Origin of the sequence: Microbacterium terrisoli (genome assembly GCF_030866805.1) — a bacterium.
Classification (GTDB): Bacteria; Actinomycetota; Actinomycetes; order Actinomycetales; family Microbacteriaceae; genus Microbacterium; species Microbacterium terrisoli.
The window spans coordinates 1,125,104-1,147,970 of sequence record NZ_CP133019.1 but is presented as its reverse complement, the minus strand read 5'-3'; the positions used below and the strand labels follow the sequence as shown (position 1 = coordinate 1,147,970).

The window sequence follows — 22,867 nt, the reverse complement described above, 5'->3', positions numbered from 1 at the left end:
CGACAAGCGGCGCACCCCTCAGCCGGGTGTGACGATGTACTGCCACGGCAGCGCGGCGGTGACCAGTCGATGCCGCGCGCCGGGTGCCTCCAGCGGCACGGCCGGATCGTAGGCCGCGTCAGGACGCCAGACGAAGACCGTCGCGTCGGCGTCACGGCGCAGATTGGTGGCGAAGACGTGGATGCCGCGGCCCGCCGCCGCGGCCAGCATCGCGTCGCCGGTCGCATGACCGGCCAGGCCCTGCAGGGTCACCCACGTCGGCGGGTACAGGGTGAGCTCGCCCCGCGCGTGACGCTGCAGCGCATCCTCCGGTCGCACCCACAGCGCCTCGACCACCTCGTCGGTGCTCAACGTCAGCTCCCCGGCGCCGGCACGCGCCAGGTAGAACCACGTGCGGATGCGCTTGGGAATGCCCACGGGCGGATCCCACCGGCTGATCGGCACGAGGTGCTCGGCATCCACCACCATGCCCACTTCTTCGGCGGTCTCGCGGGCGGCCGCGCGGCGCGCGTCGTCGATCGGCTCGGCGCCGGCGACCTCGTCGACCGGTTCGACTCGACCGCCCGGGAACACCCAGGCGCCGGCGAACGATCCGCGCTCGGGCCTGTGCATCATCAGCACCTCGGGCCCCGCCGCACCGTCGCGCACGACGATCGCCGTGCCCGCGCGAGCAAGAGCGGCATCCGGGTCCGCCCCGGGCCCGCGCACGGCGCCCACGGCCGACTGCAGGTCGTGCAGGGCGCGGTCGTCCATCAGGCCTGGGCGTCGATCGCGGTCTCGAGGCGCTGGATCTTGCCGTCGATCTCCCCCGAATAGCCGGGGCGGATATCGGCCTTCAGCACCAGCGACACGCGCGAGCCGAACGGCATCACGGCCTCCGTCGCCCGCTTGACGACATCCATCACCGTGTCCCAGTCGGGACCTTCGACCTCGGTGAACATCGACGTCGTGCGGTGGGGCAGACCCGATTCGCGCACGACCTTCACGGCTGCGGCCACGGCGTCGTGCACCGAGGCGTCGTCGCGGGAGGTTCCGTCTGTGGGTGCGCCGCTGGGGGCGACGGAGAAGGCGATCAGCATGCTCTCGACGCTACCGCGTGCGAGCGAGGCGGGCACGAGGAGCGCGCGTGCGCACCCGCGCGAGCCGCACGAGAGCCCACACCAGCAGCACGACCAGCAGCACGTTGCGCACCGTGAGCACGAATGCCGGTCCGGCCTCGGCCTGCAGCAGCCCGCCGTAGGTGATCGGGTAGACGATCTGCGTCAGCCCCGCCAGCACGAGCCCGAGCGCCGCCGGGGCCGCCCATCGGCGTCGGTCCAGGACCAGGCCGATCACCAGCGGCACCGCGATCCAGGTGAGGTACTGGGGAGAGCCCACCTTGTTCAGGACGATGAACACCGCGACCAGGCTCAGCGAGAGCGGCACGAACAGGGTGGCGAAGGTCGCACCGCGCCACGCCTTGACCGCGCCGACGACCGCGATCAGCACGAGCCCGGCGATCAGCAGCGGTGTCATGACCGCGATGACGACGTCGACATTGGGCCCTGCCACCTGGAATGTGAGGATGTCGGGATCGTAGTAAATGAACGACCCGTCCACCCCCAGCACCGCCCGCCACAGATAAAGCGCACTCACCGGGGCTTCCAGCTGCAGCCCGCGTCCGGTCTGATCGCCGATGAAGCCGAACGCGTGGGCGATACCCCCGGCGGCGGCGATCGCGATCAGCGTCAGGGCCGAGATCACGAGCGCTCCCCCGGCCACGGCCATCCGGCGTCGCACCGCGATCACCGCCGCGGCCAGCAGCGCCACCGGCCACACCTTGATCCAGGCGCCCGCCGCCAGCAGCATCGAGCCCAGCCACGGCCGGCCGACCAGCCACAGGCAGCCGGCGATCGCCAGCGGGATCGTGATGGCGTCGATCCGATACAGCCCGACCGGTCCCAGCAGCAGGATCGACCCCAGCCAGAACCAGGCCGCGCGCACCCGCCCGCGCGAGCGGGCGCCGCCCACCAGCATCCAGAACGCGAGAGCGTTGCACCCGATCGCCAGCAGTGCCCAGCCGACGACATACCCCCCGACCCACGAGAAGCCGTGGGCGAGCACCATCGGCACGAGCGCGAGCTGCGGGTAGACCCACGGGGAGGTGATGCCGACGATCCCGGCACCCGACAGCGCCTGGTTCGACCACGGCTCGTAGACGAGGTACACGTCGCCCATCGGCTGATTCGGCATAATCCAGCCGAGCCAGGCGACCACGGCATGGATGACGATGAAGGCTCCCCAGAGGATCGTGCGTCTGCCCACCCGGCCATCCTAGGTGGCGGGCTGCGACACACCGCATCCGGCGCGATATGGGAGTCGGGTCAGGATGCCGCAGCCAGCGCCTCCGCGACGGCCCGCGGCAGCGCGTCGGCGACATCCAGTGCGACGATCGGGCCCGGGCGGCCGGCGCCTGCCCGATGCGCGGCGACCATGCCCGCCCCGCCGTGCAGCCAGGCGGCCGTCGCCGCGATCGGACCGAGGGCCTCGGCATCCAGCCCGTCGCCCGCGCCCGCTCGCTCGCGCTGCGCCTGCGCACCGGCGACAAGGGCGCCCAGCACTCCCGCCAGCACGTCGCCGGTGCCGGCGGTGGCAAGCCACGGCGAGGTCTGGTCCACCCGCGCCGTCCAACCCGCCGGCGTCGCCACGATCGTCACGGCACCCTTCAGCAGCACCGCCACGTTCAGCGCCGCTGCCGTCTGGCGCGCCGCGGCGATCCGCGCCTGTTCGTCCTGCGCGTCGGCAGCCGGCAGTCCGATCGCGGCCCGCAGCGCCGCGTGCTCACGCGCGTGCGGAGTGATCACGCAGGGCGCGACCGAGCCCGAGACCAGATCCAGCGCGCCGGCATCGACGACCACGGGCAGGCGCCCGGTGAGAATGCCCCGCTGCGCGCGGGTCTCGTGCGCTTCGCGGGCCGCGGCATCCATCCCCGACCCGATGACCCACGCCTGCACCCGGCCGTCCGCCGTGACCGTCTCGGGGCGCCGCCGCAGCACGAGTTCGGTCGGCCTGGTGGCGCCCAGATACCGCACCATGCCCACTCCGGTACGCCACGCTGCCTCGACTCCCAGCATCGCAGCGCCGGGATATGTGTCGGACCCGGTACGCATGCCGACCACGCCACGGGAATACTTGTCATCTGAGGCGGTCGGCGCACGCAGGACTTCCGCCGCGTGGACGACCGTCCACGTCACCGCCTCGCCCATGGCCACACCATACCTTCAGGAGTCCCCCTCATGACCATTCTGTTCGCCCCGCTCACGATCGAGGGGACGACGTTCCGCAATCGGCTGTGGGTCTCGCCGATGTGTCAGTACAGCGCCGTGGATGGGATGCCGCAGGAATGGCACCACGTGCATCTCGCTCAGTTCGCCACCGGTGGGGCGGGCCTGGTGATGGCCGAGGCCACAGCCGTCACCTCCGAAGGCCGCATCTCACCCGACGACACAGGATTGTGGAACGACGCGCAGCGCGAGGCATGGACGCCGATCGTGGCGGCCATTCACGCGCGTGGGGCCACCGCGGGTGTGCAGCTGGCCCACGCCGGACGCAAAGCGTCGACGTGGCCGCCGTTCGCCGCGCAGCGCGGGTCGGTGCCGGCGGCACAGGGCGGCTGGCAGACCGTCGCACCGTCGGCGATCGCCTACGAAGGGCTCGAGGCGCCGGTCGAACTGGACCATGCCGGCATCGCCCACGTGATCGGGTCGTTCGCCGCGGCGGCCGTGCGTGCCGCGCAGGCCGGGTTCGACGTGCTCGAGATCCACGCGGCGCACGGCTACCTGCTGCACCAGTTCCTCTCCCCGCTGTCGAACACGCGCACCGACGGCTACGGAGGCGATCTCGCCGGGCGGGCACGGCTGTTGCTGGAGGTCGTGGACGCGGTGCGCGACAGCTTGCGGGATGCCGGGTCCCACGCGCTCGTGTTCGTCCGGCTGTCGGCGACCGACAGCGCCGACGGCGGGTGGGATCTCGCCCAGACCACGACGGTCGCTCGGTGGGCGGCCGACCACGGGGCCGTGCTGTTCGACATCTCCAGCGGAGGACTCGTCGCCCACCAGCGCATCGAGATCGGACCCGGCTACCAGGTGCCGTTCTCCTCGGAGGTGCGGCGCGAGGCGGGAGTGCGCACCAGCGCGGTGGGCCTGATCGGCGAAGCCGCCCACGCCGAACTGATCCTGGCCGACGGCGACGCGGACGCGGTCATGGCGGGGCGGGAGTGGCTGCGCGACCCGCACTTCGCGCTGCGGGCCAGCAGCGAGCTGGGCGTCGACATCGACTACTGGCCGCCGCAGTATCTGCGCGCACGCCCGCAGCGCTGAGCCTGCCGGTGGCGGGCGCCTGGAGGCGCCCCGGTCACCGGCCGTTGCTGCGGTAGCCGCGGCGGGTCGCGTCCTGCACCTCGCCGACGAGTTCTTCGAGCACATCCTCCAGGAACAGCACACCGGTGGTGTGCCCTTGCGCGTCGCGCACCTCGGCGAGATGACGACCCGCACGCCGCATCAGCGCCAGCGCGTCTTCAAGGTCGGTCGTGGTCAGCACGGGCACCAGGTGATGGATGCGCCCGGCCGGGATCTGCCGCTCGATTCCGGCTGCGGCATCCACATCCTGCGCCGCGCGCAGCACGTCCTTCAGATGCACGTAGCCGGCGACCTCTCCGCCCTCATCCACGATCACATAGCGTGAGAAGCCGTACTGGGCGACCGCGCGCTCAACGTCGGCGGGGGTGGACGAGCGCGGCAGCGTGATCAGATCCGCCAACGGAACGGCGATGTCAGCAGCCTTCTTGTCGGTGAATTCGACAGCGGCGGCGACCGTGCCCGAGGCATCCTGCAGCACTCCCTCGATGCGCGAGCGGTTCACGATCGTGGCGACCTCGTCCAGCGTGAAGGTCGAGGCGGCCTCATCTTTCGGCTGCACGCCGAACAGCCGCACCACGTGGTTGGCCAGCCAGTTCAGCGAGACCACGATCGGGTGGAAGACCTTCGAGATCCACACCAGAGGCGTCGCCAGCATCAGCACCGCCCGATCGGGCATGGAGAACGCGAGGTTCTTCGGCACCATCTCGCCGAACACGACGTGCAGATACGAGACGAGCACCAGCGTGATCACGAACGCGATCACGTCGACGGCCGCCTCGCCGACGCCGGTCAATCCCAGCGGCACCGCTACCAGGTGGTGGATCGCCGGCTCCGACACGTTCAAGATCAGCAGCGAGCAGATCGTGATGCCCAGCTGGGTGGTCGCCAGCATGAGCGTCGCGTGCTCCATCGCGAACAGCGCCGTGCGCGCCGCGCGCGAGCCGTTCTCGGCCAGAGGCTCGATCTGCGAGCGACGTGCAGACACCACGGCGAACTCCGCACCGACGAAGAATCCGTTGAACACCAGCAGCACGATGAGCCACACGATTCCGACCCAGTCGTTCATCGCAGCTCACCCCCGTCGGTGTCGTCGGCATTGCCGTGCGGATGGGGAACCGGGGTGAAGGTCACGCGCTCGATGCGTCGGCCGTCCATGCGGACCACCGTCAGCGTGCCGTCTTCGATCTCAACGACATCGTTGGGCTTCGGGATGCGCTCGAGCACGCTCATGATGTATCCGCCGACGGTGTCGTACACGTCGCCTTCGGGCACGCGCACGCCGGCTCGGTCGTACAGTTCGTCTGGGCGCCAATCGGCGGGGAACGTGACCGTCTCCCCTCCGCGCACGAGCTCGGCCCGCCGGCGGTCGTGCTCGTCGAGCACTTCGCCGACGATCTCTTCGACGAGGTCTTCGAGCGTGACGATGCCGGCCGTGCCGCCGTACTCGTCGAGCACGATCGCCAGCTGATAGCCGCGGGCACGCAGCTCTGCCAGGAGGCCGTCCAGGTGCGCGGCCTCGGGCACGCGCAGCGGCTCGGAGGCGAGGGCGGCCGCCGGCACGTCGGCGCGCCGGTCGCGCGGAACGCTCACCGCCGCCTTCAGATGCACGATGCCCACGATGTCGTCCATCGACTCGCCCGAGACCGGAAAGCGGCTGTGGCCGGTGCGGCGGGCCAGCTGCACGACGTGTTCGGCCGAGTCGTCGGCGGCGACGGCGTGCACGCGCGGACGCGGCGTCATGACGTCGGCTGCCGTCAGCCGCGAGAAGGTCAGGCTGCGATCCAGTAGCGTCGCGGTGTCCTGCTCGAGCACGCCGGCGCTGGCCGAGCGGCGCACCAGACTGGACAGCTCGGATGCCGTGCGTGCGCCCGAGAGCTCTTCTTTCGGCTCCACGCCCATCGCCCTCAGCACGCCGTTGGCCGAGCCGTTCAGCGCGAGCACCGCAGGGCGGAACACCGCGGTGAACGCGACCTGGAACGGCAGCACCAGCTTGGCTGTCTGCCGGGGCAGCGCGAGGGCGAAGTTCTTCGGCACGAGCTCGCCGAGGATCATCGAGAGGATCGTGGCCACCGACACGCCGATGATCACCGCCAGCGGGACGAGCACGCCGTCGGGAATCCTCCATGCCGCCAGCACCGGCCGAAGCAGGTTCGAGATCGCCGGCTCCATCGTGTAGCCGGTCAGGAGCGTGGTCAGCGTGATGCCCAGCTGTGCGCTGGAGAGGTGCGTCGACGTCTTCTTCAGCGCCGCGATCGTCAGCGCGAGACGGGACTCGCCGCGCTCCTCGCGCGCCTCGAGATCCGCGCGATCGAGGTTGACCAGCGCGAACTCGCTGGCCACGAACAGCCCGGTCCCGATCGTGAGCACAAGCCCCACGCCCAGCATGATGTAATCCATCACGCGTCACACCCTGTGCGGGCGACCGGCCCTGTGGGGGCAACGGGGTCGTGGGGCGGGCGTCTGCAACTCGGCGGGTCGTCCATCGTGTCGACAAGTTTACGGCGTCCGTCCGGCGCCCCGCTTTACGGTGTCCTCCCGGAGCCCGCTTGAGGTGTCCGCGTGTCCGGGTGTCCGCCCGGTGCCCACCCGGTGCCCGCTTCGCACACGAAGCCGCAGCCCCAGCCGTAGCCGCAGCCGCAGCCGCAGCCGCAGCCGCAGACCCAGCCGTAGCCGTAGCCGCAGCCGCAGCCGCAGCCGCAGAAGCAGCCGTAGCCACAGCCGCAGACCCAGCCGCAGCCGCAGCCGCAGAAGCAGACCGCGCCGACCCGGCTCCGGCATCCCGCGCTGCCTCGATCCTCATCCGCTACCGCGAGTCGCAGGCGCGAACGCAGAACCAGACAGCGTGCACCCAGCGCACACGACCGCGAACGCCGAACGAGGGCGCGCATGCCGAACGAAGCAGCGCCCTAAGAAGCGAAATGCACCCGCAGAAGCGGAACGATAGCGCGGAGGCAGAGCGCAGCAGCGGCAGAGCACAACAGCGCACGCAGTACCGGACTCCAGGCGCTGGCCACCGTCTCCTCCCCTGGAGCAGCCGGGACCGATGAAGAGTTCTGTTGTCCACAGGCTCGCGGATTCCCGCGCACACGCCGGCTGAGAAGCGACATCCTCATTGCCATGGCCACGCTTCTGACACCGACCCTCACCGTCGTCCGTCGTGCCGATCGACCCCTCGAGCTGATCGACGACCGGCGCCTGCGAAAGGCGATCGACTCGGGCATGTGGGTCCGCCTCGGGCCTGGCGCGTTCGCCACCGCCGATGAGTGGAGCCCGCTGTCACCGATCGAGAAGCACCGCGTCCGCGTCGAAGAGACAGCGCGCAGACTGCGTCAGCCCGCGGTCGTTTCGCACCGGGCGGCAGCGGCGAAGTGGGACATCGACATCCTCGGAGCGTGGCCGAAGTACGTGGACGTCACGACCTCGCGCGCGAGCGGCGGCCGCAGCGGAGGGACGGTCCGCCGCCATGCCCTCGGCCTGGACGGCGTCGAGCGTCTCCCGTGGGGGCGGCATGAGATCACCACCCCTGCCCAGACGGCGCTGGATCTTGCGCGAGACCTGCCCTTCCTCAAAGCCGTGACAGCGGTGGATCAGGCGATCTGGACCGGCCGTCCCGGCGGAGCCCTGACCACGATCGACAACATCTTCGCCCTGATGGATGACGAGCACCCGCGCCGCGGCGATGCACAGGCGCTGCGGGTGCTCGGGTTCGCGAACCCGCTCGCGGCCAACGTACGGGAGTCGCAGAGCCGGGTCGTGATCGCGGAACTGGGATTCCCGAAGCCCCGGCTGCAGGAACGACGCCGCTTGCCCAGCGGGCGGGTCGTCTTCGGCGACATCTATTTCGTGGAGGAGGACCACTGGTGTGAGATCGACGGCCGGGGAAAGTACCTGAGCCCCGACTTCGGCGCGGACCGCCCTGCCGCCGACATCGTGATCGATGAGAAGAACCGCGAGAACGAGATCCGCCGGGAGGTGCGCGGCTTCTCACGATGGGAGGCGACCGAAGCGGATGTGCCGCGCCGGATCTGGGACATCCTCACGGGTGACGGGATGCCGTGTCCCAGACCCCGTCCGTGAGCGCTCACGGGCCTGCGGAACTGGGCGATGCGCGGCCGCATGGGCCGCAGCGGGCGCATCCGGCGCATCCGCGAGCCCGCAGAACGAACGCGCGGACGCAGAACGAGACAGCGTGAACGGAAAGGTCGCGGCTCGCGCTACCGGAATCGGCACTCGCCACCGCAAGAAGCAGCCGCGGACGCAGAACAAGACAGCGCGGGGAACGGGCCAGGGCCACAAACCGGCAAAACGAACCCGCGGACGCAGAACGAGACAGCGTGTGCGGCGCGGGCTACCAGCTGACGGGCAGGGCCTTGCCCTCTTCGTAGCCGGCAGCGGACTGCAGGCCCACGCGGGCGCGATCATGGAACTCGTCGACCGTACGGGCGCCGGCGTACGTGAACGACGAACGGACACCCGACGTGATCATGTCCAGCAGATCCTCCAGCCCCGGACGCAGCGGGTCCAGGTAGATGCGCGACGACGAGATGCCCTCCGCGAAAAGCTCCTTGCGGGCCAGCTCGTACGCATCCAGGCGCCCGAAGCGCTCGCGGACGGCCTTGGTCGAGGCCATCCCCCACGATTCCTTGTAGACGCGGCCCTCGGCATCGGTCAGCAGCTCGCCCGGCGCCTCGACCGTGCCGGCGAACCACGAGCCGACCATCACCGACGACGCGCCGGCGGCCAGTGCCAGTGCGACGTCGCGCGGGTAGCGCACTCCCCCGTCGGCCCACACATGCGCGCCCATCAGGTGCGCGGCCTGCGCCGTCTCGAGCACCGCAGAGAACTGCGGGCGGCCGACGGCGGTCATCATGCGCGTCGTGCACATCGCCCCGGGGCCGACGCCGACCTTCACGATCGATGCGCCCGAGCTCACCAGATCGTGGACCCCTTCGGCGGTGACGACGTTGCCGGCAGCGATCGGGATCGGCAACCCGAGCTCGGAGACCTGCTGCAAGGCGCGCAGCATCCCGTCCTGGTGGCCGTGTGCAGTGTCGACCACGAGCACATCCACACCGGCGGCGACCAGCGCCTTCGCCTTCGCCTGCGCGTCGCCGTTGATGCCGACCGCCGCCGCCACGATCAGACGCCCGTCCGCGTCGACCGCCGGCCGATACAGGCTCGCGCGCAGCGCGCTGCGACGAGAGAGCGTGCCCACCAGCATCCCGTGCCGCAGCACGCACACCGTCTCGGCGCCGCTGTCGACGATGAGATCGAACGCGTGCCGGGCGTCGGTGACGTCTTCGGCGTCGATCGAGGTCGGCCGCGCGCGGGCGAGGTCGCCCAGCTGCGCGTCGGGCAGGGCCGTGCCCAGTCGCCCCGCCGAGACCACTCCGCGGATCTTCTCGACCGGCAGCACGTCGGCCGACTCGTCGGCCACCACGATGCCGTAGCCCTCGAGCGGGGGGAGGATGCGCGCAGCCTCGGCGACGGTGGTGTGCGAAGGCAGCACGGTGGGGGTGTCCCACGGCACCGGCTGCTCCTTGACCCACCGGATCGCGGCATCCAGATCTTGCAGCGGCATGTCCTGCGGGAGCACTCCCAGACCGCCTCGGCGAGCCAGCGTGGCGGCCAGTCGAGGCCCGGTGACGGAGTTCATGTTCGCCGACACCAGCGGGATCGTCGCCGTCGTGCCGTCCTTAGGTGACAGGTCGACGTTCAGGCGGCTGGTGACCTCCGAGCGGCGCGGCACCAAGAAGACATCCGAATACGTCAGGTCACCGGCCGGCTGCTCCCCGTAGAACTCCATGCTGTCAAGGGTAATGATTCTTTCGGGATGGGAAACGATGCCGATTCGTGGCGTGCGGCGGGCTGCGGCATCCCGGCGACGTCCAGGTCACTGAGATACGCTTGTTGTCTGTGTGCAAGGGCGACAAAGAGCCCGTACACCTCCATATCTCAGCGAGGAAAGCAGGCGAGCGGACGTGTCGAGCCAGGTGAACGGCGTCGGGACTTCGAGCGAGGGAGAATTCGGGGCCAATGAGTGGCTCGTCGATGAGCTCTACGAGCAGTTCACGAAGGACCGCAACTCCGTCGACAAGTCATGGTGGCCCATCCTCGAGGCCTACCACCCTGTCGACACCAGCGCGCCCGCAGCCGCTCCGGCGGCGCCGGTGGCAGCACCACCGGCCGCTGCGGCGACCAGCACGCCGCCGTCGGGCGAGCACCCGGTCACCGCGCCGGTCCCCGTGATCGGAACGCAGCCGGTGGCGCGCACGACGGCCAAGCCCGCAGCCCCGCAGCCGATCCCCGCGCAGGCTCCGAAGGTGAAGCCGTCGGCAGTCGAAGAAGAGCACGAGCACGTCGACGAGGATGTCGTGACCCCGCTGCGCGGGATGACCAAGACGCTCGCGGCCAACATGGACCAGTCGCTGACAGTGCCCACCGCCACCAGCGTGCGCACGGTCCCGGCCAAGCTCATGATCGACAACCGGATCGTGATCAACAACCACATGTCCCGCTCGCGCGGCGGCAAGGTGAGCTTCACGCACCTGATCGGCTGGGCGCTGATCCAGACGCTGAAGGAGTTCCCCAGCCAGAACGTGTTCTACACCGAGGTCGACGGCAAGCCGTCGGTGGTGGCGCCCGCGCACATCAACTTCGGAATCGCGATCGACCTGCCCAAGCCCGACGGCACGCGGGCGCTGATGGTCCCCTCGATCAAGCGCGCCGACACGCTGACTTTCAACGAATTCCTCGCGTCGTACGAAGATCTGGTCACGCGCGCCCGGGCGAACAAGCTGACGGCCACCGACTTCGCCGGCACCACCTTCTCGCTGACCAACCCGGGCGGAATCGGCACCGTGCACTCGGTGCCGCGCCTGATGAAGGGCCAGGGCTGCATCATCGGCGCCGGCGCCTTGGAGTACCCGGCCGAGTTCCAGGGCTCGAGCGACAAGACGCTGAACGAGCTGGGCATCGGCAAGACCATCACCCTGACCAGCACCTACGACCACCGTGTCATCCAGGGCGCCGGCTCGGGCGAATTCCTCAAGAAGGTGCACGAGCTGCTGGTCGGCGAGCGCGGCTTCTACGACAACATCTTCGCGGCCCTCCGCATCCCCTATGCCCCGATCCGGTGGGCCAAGGACATCAACGTCGACATCGCCGAGCGCGTCGACAAGACCTCGCGTGTGCAGGAGCTCATCAACTCCTACCGGGTGCGCGGTCACCTGATGGCCGACACCGACCCGCTGGAGTACGTGCAGCGCACGCACCCAGACCTCGAGATCGAGAACCACGGCCTGACGTTCTGGGACCTGGACCGCGAATTCGTCACCGGCGGCTTCGGCGGCAAGCGCATCATGAAGCTGCGCGACATCCTGGGCGTCCTGCGCGACTCGTACTGCCGCACCATCGGCATCGAGTACATGCACATCCAGGATCCCGTGCAGCGCAAGTGGTTCCAGGACAACATGGAGGTCAAGTACCAGAAGCCGAGCCACGACGAGCAGCTGCGCATCCTCAGCAAGCTCAACCAGGCCGAGGCGTTCGAGACCTTCCTGCAGACCAAGTACGTCGGCCAGAAGCGCTTCAGCCTCGAAGGCGGGGAGTCGCTGATCCCCCTGCTCGACCAGATCCTGCAGGGCGCGGCCGAGGTGGGAATGGATGGCGCCGGCATCGGGATGGCCCACCGCGGGCGCCTGAACGTGCTCACCAACATCGGCGGCAAGACCTACGGCCAGGTGTTCCGCGAGTTCGAGGGCTCGGTCGCAGTCGGCAACAAGAGCGGCTCGGGCGATGTCAAGTACCACCTGGGCACCGATGGCACCTTCGTCGCCGACGGTGGGCAGCAGTTGCCCGTGCATCTGGCGGCGAACCCGTCGCACCTCGAGACGGTCGACGGCGTGCTCGAGGGCATCGTGCGCGCCAAGCAGGACCGCAAGCCGATGGGCTCGTTCACCTACCTGCCGATCCTCGTGCACGGCGACGCCGCGTTCGCCGGGCAGGGTGTCGTGGTCGAGACGCTGCAGATGTCGCAGCTGCGCGGCTACCGCACCGGCGGCACGGTGCACATCGTCGTGAACAACCAGGTCGGATTCACGACCCTGCCCAACGACGGCTTCACCTCGGTGTATGCCACCGATGTCGCCAAGACCATCCAGGCGCCGATCCTGCACGTGAACGGCGACGACCCTGAAGCCGTCGTGCACGTCGCCGAGGTCGCGTTCCGCTACCGCCAGCAGTTCCACCGCGACATCGTCATCGACATCGTCTGCTACCGCCGACGCGGACACAACGAGGGCGACGACCCGTCGATGACGCAGCCGCTGATGACGAACCTCATCGAGGCGAAGCGCTCGGTGCGCCGGCTGTACACCGAGTCGCTCGTCGGCCGCGGTGACATCACGCAGGACGAATACGAGACCGCCAAGAAGGACTTCCAGAACCGCCTCGAAGTGGCGTTCGCCGAAACCCACGCCGCCGAGACCGGCACTTCGCCGATCGTGAGCGTCACCGGCCCGACCGATACGGCCAGCGGTGCCCCCGACACCACGGGTGTCGCGCGCGAGGTGATCGAGTCGATCGGCGACACGTTCGTGAACAAGCCCGAGGGCTTCACGGTCCACCCGAAGCTCGACAAGCTGCTCACCAAGCGGCTGGACATGAGCCGCAACGGCGACATCGACTGGGCGTTCGGCGAACTGCTCGCATTCGGCTCGCTGCTGCTGGAGGGCACGGCGGTGCGCCTGGCCGGCCAGGATTCGCAGCGCGGCACGTTCGTGCAGCGCCACTCGGTTCTGCACGACCGTGAGAACGGTCAGGAGTGGATCCCGCTGGTGAACCTGTCGGCCACGCAGGGTCGGTTCTGGGTGTACAACTCGCTGCTGAGCGAGTACGCCGCGATGGCGTACGAGTACGGCTACTCGGTCGAGCGCCCCGACGCCCTCGTGCTCTGGGAGGCCCAGTTCGGCGACTTCGCCAACGGCGCCCAGTCGGTCGTGGACGAGTTCGTCTCGTCGGCCGAGCAGAAGTGGGGCCAGCGCTCGAGCGTCGTGCTGCTGCTGCCGCACGGCTACGAGGGCCAGGGTCCTGACCACTCCTCGGCGCGCATCGAGCGATACCTGCAGATGTGCGCACAGGACAACATGACCGTCGCACGCCCGTCGACACCCGCGTCGTACTTCCACCTGCTGCGTCGTCAGGCTTACGCCCGGCCGCGTCGGCCGCTGATCGTCTTCACCCCGAAGGCGATGCTGCGACTGCGGGGCGCGACGAGTCAGGTCGAGGACTTCGTGACCGGCAAGTTCGAAGAGGTGCTCGACGACGACCGCGGCATCGACAAGAGCGCTGTCACCCGGGTGCTGCTGCACTCGGGCAAGATCCACTGGGATCTGAAGGCCGAACTCGCCAAGAACCCGAAGCCCGAGATCGCCCTGGTGCGCCTCGAGCAGTTCTACCCGGCGCCTGTCGAGCAGCTCGCCTCGGTGCTTGCGACGTACCCCAATGCCGAGCTGGTGTGGGTGCAGGACGAGCCCGAGAATCAGGGCGCCTGGCCGTTCATCGCGATCGAGGTCGACCCGCAGCTGGGCGGTCGCCCGATGCGCGTGATCTCGCGCGCCGCAGCGGCGTCGCCGGCGACCGGCTCGCCGAAGGTGCACGCCGCCGAGGCCGCCGACATCATCGCGCGCGCCACGACCCTGTAGTCGGTCGACCGCGGGGAGGTGATCGACGCGCCGGCGCACGGGCGCGTGGCGAGTGCGAAGCAGGATGCCGCAGCCTGCCGCGCGGTGTGCGCAGACGCTGCAGAGCCGGCGCGACTCAGGCGGACGCGGTGCAGGGAGTCGTGGTTCCTTCGCTATCGACGCACGGCACCTGCCGTTGCACGGGCGACACAGCGGGAGCGACCTCGTCGATGCCGGGCATCCCCGGCTGCAGGGGCGACACGGCGGCGAGCGACGCTTCGGCAGCACCCGGCCCACCGCGTCGTGCGCCCCGGCGACGCCACAGCGTTACGGCAACGGCTGCGACGGCAAGCAGCGCCGCCGGCGCCAGATGCGAGACGTTCAGGGCGAGCAGCAAGACCGACAGCGCGGCGGCCACGAGCGCCATCCACCACCCCGGCGTCCGCCTGGGCAGAATGCGCAGCGCGGCGATCATGCCGGCCGCATAGATCGAGACCATGTTGCCGGTGTGGATCAGGATGAACGTCTCGAGGTTGCCGCCGGTCGCCACCGCCGCGCCGAAGTACGCCAGGGCGACGGCGAACGTCAGCAGAAGCGCACGCCGCGGCACTCCGCCTGCCTCGGCACCGGGCGCGAACATCTTCGGCAGATCGCCGGTGACGGCCAATGACGCGCCGAGCTTGCCGAACGCCGCCAGATACGAGTTCAGCACGCCGAGCGCGACGATGCCCGCGGCGACGCCCACCAGCACGCGACCGACACCGGGAGCGACCGCTTCGGCCAGAGCGACCAGCGGCGCGTCGCTGTCGCCGGCCGCCCCGCCCAGCACGCCGACGGTGACGACCTGCAGCAGCAGATACGCGGCGCCGGTGACGACCAGGGCGATGCCGGTGGCGATCGGAATGGCTCGACGCGGATTGCGGAACTCGTCGGAGATGTGCGTGCCGACCTCCCATCCGGCGAACGCCCACACGAACAGGCTCACCGCGACCCCGACTCCGGCCCAGCCGTGCGGAAGCAGCGGCACGAAATGCTCCGGCGCGACGGCGGGGAACGCCACTCCCACGACGAACACGACGATCGCCGTGAGCGTGCCGGTGAGCACGAACTGCACCCACCCTGCTGTCCGCACGCCGAGCATGTTGATCGCGAACGGCGGAACCAGCACCGCGAGGCCGAGCAGCGGGGCCGCCGAGGCATCGACGCCGGTGAGCGCCGTGAGGTAGTTGCCGCCCAGCAGTGCCAGGACGGGGAACCCTGCTGCGACCCCGAAGTAGAACCAGTATCCCGTCGCGCGCGCCGCCGTCGGGCCGATCGCCCGACGTACGTAGCTGGCGACCCCGCCGGGGTCGGGATATCGCGCCGCGAGCGCGGCGAACGTACCCGCGAGAGGAGCTGCCAGCAGCATCACAGCGAGCACGGCGAGGATCGAGGCCGGCCCCGCCACCGCCGCTGCAAGCCCCGGCAGCACCAGCAGCCCGCTGCCCAGGATCGCGGCGACGTACAGCGCCGTGCCCTGCAGCACGCCGATGCCGCGCGTGCGGTCACGCACATCAGTCACGTCGTCCAGCATGCACCACATCTCCGACACTCGATGTCGACGCCGCGTTCCGCACCCGCGACGAGATCGAGCGCTGTTCGGCGGATCAGGCGGGGGTGACGCCGGCGCGGTCGAAGGCGGATGCCACGGCTTCCGCAGACTCGGCACGGTCGGCGGCGACCAACCCGAGCCGGGTGCGGCGATCGAGCACGTCGTCGACGGTGAGGGCGCCCTCCACGCGCACGGCCCACTCCAGCTCCTGCGCTGTCACGCCGCGCGCCGCTGACGGTCCTGCTCCCAGCCCGGCCGCGAACCGCGCCTCGGCGCCGTACCGCCGCACGAACCGGGCGGGCGCCTCGGGCGCAAGCCACGCCAGCCGTTCGCGCGGCCACGCACCCACGAGCGGCAGCGAGGCCGTGACGCAGGTCCCCGCACGCAGCCCGGCGTGGCGGGCCGCGGCATCCACCGCGTCCTGCGCCATGCGGCGGTATGTGGTGAGCTTGCCGCCGACGATCGAGACGACACCGTCCCGCGAGACGCGCACGGCGTGCCGGCGCGACAGGTCGCTGGGCTCGGCCGCCTCGTCGTCGCCCTCATCACCGCCCGCCAGCAGCGGACGCAGCCCCGCGAACGTGCCGATCACGTCGTCGCGCGACAGTGGCACCTGCAGCACGTCGCCGAACACGTCCAGCAGCTGGTCGATCTCGGCGTCGGTGGCTGAGGCGACCTCGGGCGGTTCTCCAGGGGCATCGACATCCGTCAGCCCGATATAGGCCCGGCCGTGCGGTGCAGGCACCGAGAACACGAACCGCGACGACGATCCGGGCAGGGGCGCGGTCAGCGAGACGTCCGAGAAGCCCAGGCGCGCGGCATCCACCACCAGATGCGTGCCGCGGCTGGGGTGCACGTGCACACCGGCGTCGAAGCGGCCCGCCCACACCCCGGTGGCGTTGATCACCGTCCGCGCGCGCACGGTGAGCTCGGCGCCGGTGAGCGCATCGCGCAGCACCGCGCTGTCGCCGACCGCCGACACCGCCTCGACGCGCGTGAGGATGGATGCGCCATACCCCGCAGCCGTGCGTGCGACGGCGACCACGAGTCGGGCGTCGTCGAAGAGCTGGCCGTCCCAGCCGCGCACGCCACCGCGCAGATCACCCGAACGCACCGCCGGTGCCAGCCGTTCCACCTCGGCGGCCGAGACGAACCCGGGATCAGGCAGCACACGGCGCGGGGTGCGGGCAAGGGCGCGCAGCGCGTCGCCGAGCACGTAGCCGGTGGCGATGTACGCACCGCGAGCGGCGGAGTCGGCGGCGAACAGCGGCACGACCTGCGCGAGCGGCCGCGTCAGGTGCGGGGCGATGCGGGTCATCAGCCGGTGGCGTTCGACGGCGCTCTCATGGGCGATGCCGTACTGCCCCGAGGCGAGGTACCGCAGCCCGCCGTGCACGAGCTTCGAGCTGAACCGGCTCGTGCCGTACGCCAGGTCGTGCTTGTCGACCAGCACGGTGCGAAGCCCGCGGGTCGCGGCATCCAGCGCCACCCCCGCTCCGGTGATCCCGCCACCGATCACGAGCACGTCGACCGGACCGCCCACCGCCAGTGCCTCGAGTTCTCGCGCGCGCCGGGCGGCGTTCAGCGCCGTGGGGCGGGGCGTGCGCCCGACCACGCTCATCGCAGGTATCCCGTCAGCGCGGCCGTGAGCTCGGTGCGCCACGGGTCGCCGTGGAGCCACGCGTGGACCAGGGGCGCCGACAGGGCCGCTGACTGCGTGATCAGCAGCACCATCCCTGCCATGGCGACCTCGTCGCCTGCGCGCACGAAGCCGGCCGCCTGCCCGGCGTGCACGCGCGCGGCGATCTGGGCATGGATCTCCCGCTGGCTCGTTCCCACCTGCTCCAGCACATAGCGCGCGAGCAGCTCGGGGTCGCTGGTGCGCAGCGTCTGCAGCAGCGGCATGCGGCGAATGCGATCGGTCGTGTCCACCAGAATCATCACCAGGCCGTCCAGCGACGTCGGCTCATCGAGCCCGTCGCCTGCCTGCTGCGGCAGCTGCGCCAGCAGCTCGCGGGTGACCAGGGCTGCCAGCAGCGACTGCACGTCGGGCCAGTACCGGTAGAGGGTCTGCCGCGACACGCCTGCGCGGCGCGCGATGTCGGATGCCGTGGTGCGGCGGATGCCGTGCAGCCGCACTTCGTCGGCTGCGGCATCCATGATCTCCGCCGCGGTCCGCGTCGGCGCGGCCGCGCCGCCGACAGGAACACCACCGTTCACACGAGCCATGCGACAAATATACGCACTGTGTCATACTGTCGCCATGCTTTCGGATGAGGCGAGGATGCCGCACCCCCTGCCTGCGGTTCCCTCCACCGCGCCGCGCCCGCCGTGGGATGCGTGGTCCGACGACGGCCGCGCGCTCCCGCCCGGGGCGCGGGCGATCGCCGGCCTGCTGCTGCACGGCAAGCCGCATCCGGTCCCCCGGCGCGCGCCCGCGCCGCTGCCTGCCGCGCGTCTGGCCGCCGACGACCTCGCGGCGCTGCGCGCGATCACCGAGGTCGACACCTCCGACGAGGCCCGCCGCGCGCATCTGGGCGGCAAGAGCACGATCGATCTGCTGCGCCGCCGGCTCAGCATCGATGACCCCGCCCCCGACGCGATCGTCCTTCCGGCCACGCACGCCGAGGTCGACGCCGTCCTGCACGCGTGTGACGCGCGCGGCATCGTGGTCGTGCCGTTCGGCGGGGGCACGAGCGTGGTGGGCGGGGTGGATCCTGTCGACGGCATCGAACGCCACAGCGGCGAAGGCCGCCACAGCGGCGACGGCGACGGCCGGAGCGCCAGCAGCTCCGCATCTCGTCCGGTCATCACGCTGGATCTGGCGCGCACGGCGGCCCTCCTGGCGCTGGACGAGACGTCGCTGCTGGCGACCTTCGGCGCGGGAACGACCGGACCGCAGGCAGAGGAGCTGCTCGGTGACCGCGGCTACACGCTCGGCCATTTTCCGCAGAGCTTCGCCTTCGCCACGCTCGGCGGGTTCGCCGCGACCCGCTCGTCGGGTCAGGCCTCGCGCGGCTACGGCAGGTTCGACGATCTGGTGCAGCGGCTGCGCATCGCGACCCCGACCGGCGCGCTCGACCTCGGACGTGCCCCTGCCAGTGCTGCAGGGCCCGATCTGCGCGAGCTGTTCCTCGGCTCGGAGGGCACACTGGGCGTGATCACCGAGGTCACCGTCGCCATCCGCCCCACCCCGGCGGCCACCGCCTACGGCTCTTGGACCTTCCCCGCCTTCGCCGACGGCGCCGACGCCCTCCGCGAGCTGACCCAGCAGGGCATCCGGCCGACGGTGATCCGTCTGTCCGACACAACCGAGACGCGGGTCAACGCCGTCCTCGGCGGGCACGTCACCCGCCTGCGCGGCAGCCTGGCCATCGCCACGTGCGAGGGCGCGAGCGCGCAGGAGGCGGCATCCACCCTCGCACGCACCGACGCGGTGTTTCGCGCACACGGCGCAAAGGCCCGGGGCGAGGAGCCCGCCCGCGCGTGGGAGCGCGGCCGATTCGCCTCACCTGCCCTGCGCGACACCCTGCTGGACATCGGCGTGCTCGCCGAGACCCTGGAGACCGCCACGACGTGGGCGAACCTGAACGCCCTCACCGGCGCCGTGACCACCGGACTGACCGACGCCCTCACCGCCGAAGGCACCGCACCGGTCATCATGTGCCACATCTCGCACGTCTACCCGTCAGGCGCCTCGCTGTACGTCACCGTGGTGGCAGCCCTCACCGACGATCCGATCGGCCAATGGACCCGCGCGAAGGATGCCGCGTCTCGCGCCATCGTCGACGCCGGCGGCACGATCACCCACCATCACGCGGTCGGCCGCGACCACCGGCCATACCTCGACGCCGAGATCGGCGAGCCGGGAGTGCGGATTGTGCAGGCGGTGAAGACCGCGATCGATCCGCACGGGATCATGAACCCCGGCGTGCTGATCCCCGCGCGGGCGACGCCGCAGGAGCGATCATGAGGGTCGCCCTGGTGGCCAACCCGACCGCGCACGCAGGAGCCCGCGCCGACGCCGCCGACCGCGCGGCGACACGTCTGCGCGTGGCCGGCGTCACGACCTCGATCATCTCCGGAGGCTCGGCCGAAGACACCACGATGCTGCTGCGCGCGGCGCTGGAGGTCGGCGTCGACGGCGTGCTGGTCGCCGGCGGCGACGGCACCGTCAACCTCGCCCTGCAGCAGGTGGCCGGCACCGGCATCCCGCTCGGCATCATCCCGATCGGCACCGGCAACGATTTCGCCACGTCGCTGGGGCTTCGCTCCGACGACGTCGAGGGCGCCGCCGACGCGGTCATCGCCGGCCGCACACGGGACGTGGATCTGGCCCGGCTCACCCGCGCCGACGGCTCGACGACACTGTTCGGCACCGTGCTGGCCGCCGGGTTCGACGCCCGGGTGAACGATCGAGCGAACCGCATGCGGTGGCCGCGCGGATCTTCGCGCTACACGATCGCGATCCTCGTCGAGTTCCTGACCCTGCGCGGCGTGCCGTTCACACTCGACCTCGAGCACGCCGACGGCTCCGCACAGCGGCTCCAGCGCGATCTCGTGCTCGCCGCGGTGGGCAACGGCCGCAGCTACGGCGGCGGCATCCCGATCTGTCCTGACGCCGATCTCGAGGACGGACTGCTGGAGGTGACCGTGGTCTATCCGGCAGGACGACGGCGACTGCTCAGGCTCCTGCCGCGGCTCTACCGCGGCCAGCACACGACGGTGCCCGAGGTCTCGACGTTCCAGGTGCGCGGCATCCGGCTCGACTCACCGGACGCATCGGCGTACGCCGACGGCGATCCGGTGGGCATGCTGCCGCTGAGGGTGGATGTCGTGCCCGGCGCCCTGCGCGTGTTCGGCGCCTGAGCCGGTCGTACCACGTGCGCCGGCCGCGTGCGACCGGACTCGATCAGTCGAGGACGGCGTGCTGGTCGCGCAGGCGCGCCAGCACCATGTCGCGCAATTGCTCGGGAGCTGCCTCTTTGCACGAGCGCGCCAGCACCTCGGTCAGCGTGCGCGAGACGAGGGCCTCGTCGCGGCAGCCGGGGCAGCCCGCCAAATGCTCGCGGATGTCTGCCTGCTCGGTCTTGCACACTTCGTGGCGCAGGTACTCCTCGAGGTCCTTGCGGGTCTTCTCACAGCCGCAGTCGGTCATTTGGTGCTCCCTGATGCGATGATCCCGCGCTCCTGGGCGTATTCGGCCAGCAGCCCGCGCAGCATCCTCCGGCCGCGGTGGAGGCGGCTCATGACGGTGCCGATCGGGGTCTTCATGATGTCGGCGATCTCCTGGTAGGCGAAGCCCTCGACGTCGGCGAGGTACACCGCCAGCCGGAAGTCCTCCGGAATGGACTGCAGCGCGTCTTTGACCACCGATGCCGGCATGTGGTCGATCGCCTCGGCCTCGGCCGACCGCGACGAACTCGACGTGGTCGACTCGGCTCCGCCGAGCTGCCAGTCCTCCAGTTCATCGATCGGGCTCTGGAAGGGCTCGCGCTGCTTCTTACGATAGGTATTGATGTACGTATTGGTGAGGATGCGGTACAGCCACGCTTTGAGGTTCGTCCCCTGCGTGAACGTCTTCCACGAAGCGAACGCCTTCACGAACGTCTCCTGCACCAGATCTGCCGCGTCTGCGGGGTTGCGCGTCATGCGCATGGCAGCGGCGTACAGCTGGTCCATGAAAGGAAGGGCCTGCTCTTCGAACTGTGCACGTGCATCGACCGGCGTCTGCGACTCGTCCATTAGGGGCAAGTCTACGTGCGCACTCCCGTCGACAGTGGGGCTCGGCGAACCGACGCGCTCCAGGGTGGCGATCATTCGACTCCTCTCCAGGGTTCGTTAGGGTAGAACCCGATGACCGACCACCGGTATTCCCCTGATTCCTCATGGCGCGCGCCGTCGGCCGCCGAGCCCCTGGACGCGGTGGTCACCGTGCCCGGCTCGAAGTCGCTGACCAACCGCGAATTGGTGCTGGCGGCGCTGGCCGACGGCCCCAGCACGCTGCACGCCCCGCTGCACTCCGACGACTCGGCCCGCATGGTCGAGGCGCTGCGCGCCCTGGGCGTGGGAGTGGACCCGGTGCCCGGAGACGGCCCGTTCGGCGACGACCTGCTCGTCACGCCGGTCGCGCCGTTCACGGGTTCGGGTGAGATCGACAGCGGCCAGGCCGGAACCGTCATGCGCTTCGTGGCGCCGCTGATCGGCTTCGTCGACGGCGAACTCACCCTGACGGCCGACGGGACCGCGCTGCACCGCCCCATGGGTGCGATGATCAAAGCGCTGCGCGACCTGGGCGTCGACATCGACGACGGCGGCCGGTGGGCGCTGCCGTTCACCGTGCGCGGCCACGGCCAGGTGCGCGGCGGCGAGATCGTGATCGACGCGAGCGCGTCCAGCCAGTTCGTCTCCGGGCTGCTGCTGGCCGCCGCTCGCTTCGATGTCGGTCTGCGCCTGATCCACGAGGGCGCGCACCTGCCGAGCATGCCCCACATCGACATGACCGTCGAAGCCCTCAGCCGCCGCGGCGTGATCGTGGAACGGCCGACGGCCACCGAGTGGGTCGTGCCGGCGGGCCCGATCCGCGGCAAGGACGTGCACGTCGAGCCCGACCTGTCCAACGCGGCGCCGTTCCTGGCGGCGGCGCTGGTGGCCCGCGGCCGCGTCGCCGTCACCGGATGGCCGCTGCATTCCACCCAGCCCGGCGCCATGCTCCCCGAGATCCTCGCTCTGATGGGTGCGCGCACGCAGCGTCGCGGAGGCGCAATGCACGTCGCCGGCGGCAGCTCGATCAGCGGCATCGACCTGGACCTGTCGGCTGCCGGAGAGCTCGCCCCCACGATCGCGGGCGTGGCGGCTCTGGCCACCACCCCCACCTCGATCCGCGGCATAGGACACATCCGTCACCACGAGACGGATCGACTGGCAGCCCTCGTCGAGAACCTGCGCGCGCTCGGCGGCGACGCCGAAGAGCTCGAAGACGGCATCCGCATCGTGCCGCGCCCCCTGCACGGCGGCGTGTGGAAGGCGTTCAACGACCACCGCATGGCCACGACCGGAGCACTGATCGGGCTGGCCGTCGACGGCGTCGAGGTCGATGACATCGGCACGACGGCCAAGACGATCCCGCAGTTCCCGCAGCTGTGGGCGCGCATGCTCGGCGACGAGTCGGGGGATGCCGCGGCCTAGCCGCGTGA

18 protein-coding genes are annotated in these 22,867 nt (G+C 70.6%); 6 read left to right on the top strand and 12 right to left on the bottom strand.

Features of this window, described 5'->3' with window-relative positions; all coding sequences use genetic code 11:
• Positions 1-18: 18 nt before the first annotated feature.
• From QU603_RS04705 to QU603_RS04690, 4 genes are read right to left on the bottom strand one after another with little or no spacing between them, the layout of a single operon-like run.
• Positions 19-753, bottom strand: coding sequence for an NUDIX hydrolase (locus QU603_RS04705; protein WP_308493338.1), 735 nt, complete (start codon positions 751-753; stop codon positions 19-21).
• Complete coding sequence (locus QU603_RS04700; protein ID WP_308493337.1) at positions 753-1,079, bottom strand: thiamine-binding protein; 327 nt, start codon at positions 1,077-1,079, stop codon at positions 753-755. The genes QU603_RS04705 and QU603_RS04700 overlap by 1 nt, the downstream gene beginning before the upstream one ends.
• Before the next feature lie 10 nt (positions 1,080-1,089).
• Positions 1,090-2,304 (bottom strand): glycosyltransferase family protein, encoded by a 1,215-nt coding sequence (locus tag QU603_RS04695; RefSeq protein ID WP_308493336.1) that lies wholly within the window; start codon positions 2,302-2,304, stop codon positions 1,090-1,092.
• A gap of 59 nt (positions 2,305-2,363) precedes the next feature.
• Positions 2,364-3,245: an ADP-dependent NAD(P)H-hydrate dehydratase gene (locus tag QU603_RS04690; RefSeq protein ID WP_308493335.1), complete on the bottom strand. Its 882-nt coding sequence runs from the start codon at positions 3,243-3,245 to the stop codon at positions 2,364-2,366.
• Between the two features lie 30 nt (positions 3,246-3,275).
• Here QU603_RS04690 and QU603_RS04685 point away from each other — a divergent pair, with 30 nt between their 5' ends.
• On the top strand, positions 3,276-4,358 hold the full coding sequence (locus QU603_RS04685; RefSeq protein ID WP_308493334.1) for an NADH:flavin oxidoreductase/NADH oxidase: 1,083 nt from the start codon (positions 3,276-3,278) through the stop codon (positions 4,356-4,358).
• 34 nt (positions 4,359-4,392) lie between these two features.
• Here the strand turns inward: QU603_RS04685 and QU603_RS04680 are convergent, their stop codons facing one another.
• Both QU603_RS04680 and QU603_RS04675 read right to left on the bottom strand, forming a co-directional pair.
• Positions 4,393-5,463 (bottom strand): hemolysin family protein, encoded by a 1,071-nt coding sequence (locus tag QU603_RS04680; protein WP_308493333.1) that lies wholly within the window; start codon positions 5,461-5,463, stop codon positions 4,393-4,395.
• On the bottom strand, positions 5,460-6,794 hold the full coding sequence (locus QU603_RS04675) for a hemolysin family protein (protein ID WP_308493942.1): 1,335 nt from the start codon (positions 6,792-6,794) through the stop codon (positions 5,460-5,462). Before QU603_RS04675 ends, QU603_RS04680 begins: the two co-directional genes overlap by 4 nt.
• Positions 6,795-7,514: 720 nt before the next feature.
• Here QU603_RS04675 and QU603_RS04670 point away from each other — a divergent pair.
• On the top strand, positions 7,515-8,474 hold the full coding sequence (locus QU603_RS04670) for a hypothetical protein (RefSeq protein ID WP_308493332.1): 960 nt from the start codon (positions 7,515-7,517) through the stop codon (positions 8,472-8,474).
• Between the two features lie 271 nt (positions 8,475-8,745).
• Here QU603_RS04670 and guaB1 read toward each other — a convergent pair whose 3' ends face one another.
• Positions 8,746-10,203 carry a GMP reductase gene (guaB1, locus tag QU603_RS04665; RefSeq protein ID WP_308493331.1) on the bottom strand — a complete coding sequence of 486 codons (1,458 nt, stop codon included), beginning with the start codon at positions 10,201-10,203 and terminating at the stop codon, positions 8,746-8,748.
• A 175-nt stretch (positions 10,204-10,378) separates the two neighbouring features.
• Here guaB1 and QU603_RS04660 point away from each other — a divergent pair, with 175 nt between their 5' ends.
• Positions 10,379-14,101 carry a multifunctional oxoglutarate decarboxylase/oxoglutarate dehydrogenase thiamine pyrophosphate-binding subunit/dihydrolipoyllysine-residue succinyltransferase subunit gene (locus QU603_RS04660; protein ID WP_308493330.1) on the top strand — a complete coding sequence of 1,241 codons (3,723 nt, stop codon included), beginning with the start codon at positions 10,379-10,381 and terminating at the stop codon, positions 14,099-14,101.
• A 115-nt stretch (positions 14,102-14,216) separates the two neighbouring features.
• On the opposite strand, the gene QU603_RS04655 is transcribed toward QU603_RS04660, so the two are convergent.
• The 3 genes from QU603_RS04655 to QU603_RS04645 all read right to left on the bottom strand — a co-directional run bounded on the left by QU603_RS04655 (position 14,217) and on the right by QU603_RS04645 (position 17,900).
• Positions 14,217-15,641 (bottom strand): APC family permease, encoded by a 1,425-nt coding sequence (locus QU603_RS04655; RefSeq protein ID WP_308493329.1) that lies wholly within the window; start codon positions 15,639-15,641, stop codon positions 14,217-14,219.
• 85 nt (positions 15,642-15,726) lie between these two features.
• Positions 15,727-17,292: a glycerol-3-phosphate dehydrogenase/oxidase gene (locus QU603_RS04650; RefSeq protein ID WP_308493328.1), complete on the bottom strand. Its 1,566-nt coding sequence runs from the start codon at positions 17,290-17,292 to the stop codon at positions 15,727-15,729.
• Positions 17,289-17,900: a TetR/AcrR family transcriptional regulator gene (locus QU603_RS04645; RefSeq protein WP_308493327.1), complete on the bottom strand. Its 612-nt coding sequence runs from the start codon at positions 17,898-17,900 to the stop codon at positions 17,289-17,291. The genes QU603_RS04650 and QU603_RS04645 overlap by 4 nt, the downstream gene beginning before the upstream one ends.
• Before the next feature lie 34 nt (positions 17,901-17,934).
• On the opposite strand from QU603_RS04645, the gene QU603_RS04640 reads away from it, so the two are divergent.
• Both QU603_RS04640 and QU603_RS04635 read left to right on the top strand, forming a co-directional pair.
• Complete coding sequence (locus tag QU603_RS04640; protein ID WP_308493325.1) at positions 17,935-19,644, top strand: FAD-binding oxidoreductase; 1,710 nt, start codon at positions 17,935-17,937, stop codon at positions 19,642-19,644.
• Positions 19,641-20,540: a diacylglycerol kinase gene (locus QU603_RS04635; RefSeq protein WP_308493324.1), complete on the top strand. Its 900-nt coding sequence runs from the start codon at positions 19,641-19,643 to the stop codon at positions 20,538-20,540. The genes QU603_RS04640 and QU603_RS04635 overlap by 4 nt, the downstream gene beginning before the upstream one ends.
• A 43-nt stretch (positions 20,541-20,583) precedes the next feature.
• On the opposite strand, the gene QU603_RS04630 is transcribed toward QU603_RS04635, so the two are convergent.
• Positions 20,584-20,829 (bottom strand): zf-HC2 domain-containing protein, encoded by a 246-nt coding sequence (locus QU603_RS04630; protein WP_308493323.1) that lies wholly within the window; start codon positions 20,827-20,829, stop codon positions 20,584-20,586.
• The gene (locus QU603_RS04625; RefSeq protein ID WP_308493322.1) at positions 20,826-21,491 is read right to left on the bottom strand and encodes a sigma-70 family RNA polymerase sigma factor; all 666 of its coding nucleotides are present in this window, start codon (positions 21,489-21,491) and stop codon (positions 20,826-20,828) included. Before QU603_RS04625 ends, QU603_RS04630 begins: the two co-directional genes overlap by 4 nt.
• Before the next feature lie 36 nt (positions 21,492-21,527).
• On the opposite strand from QU603_RS04625, the gene aroA reads away from it, so the two are divergent.
• The gene (gene aroA / locus QU603_RS04620; RefSeq protein ID WP_308493321.1) at positions 21,528-22,859 is read left to right on the top strand and encodes a 3-phosphoshikimate 1-carboxyvinyltransferase; all 1,332 of its coding nucleotides are present in this window, start codon (positions 21,528-21,530) and stop codon (positions 22,857-22,859) included.
• Positions 22,860-22,867 lie beyond the last annotated feature (8 nt).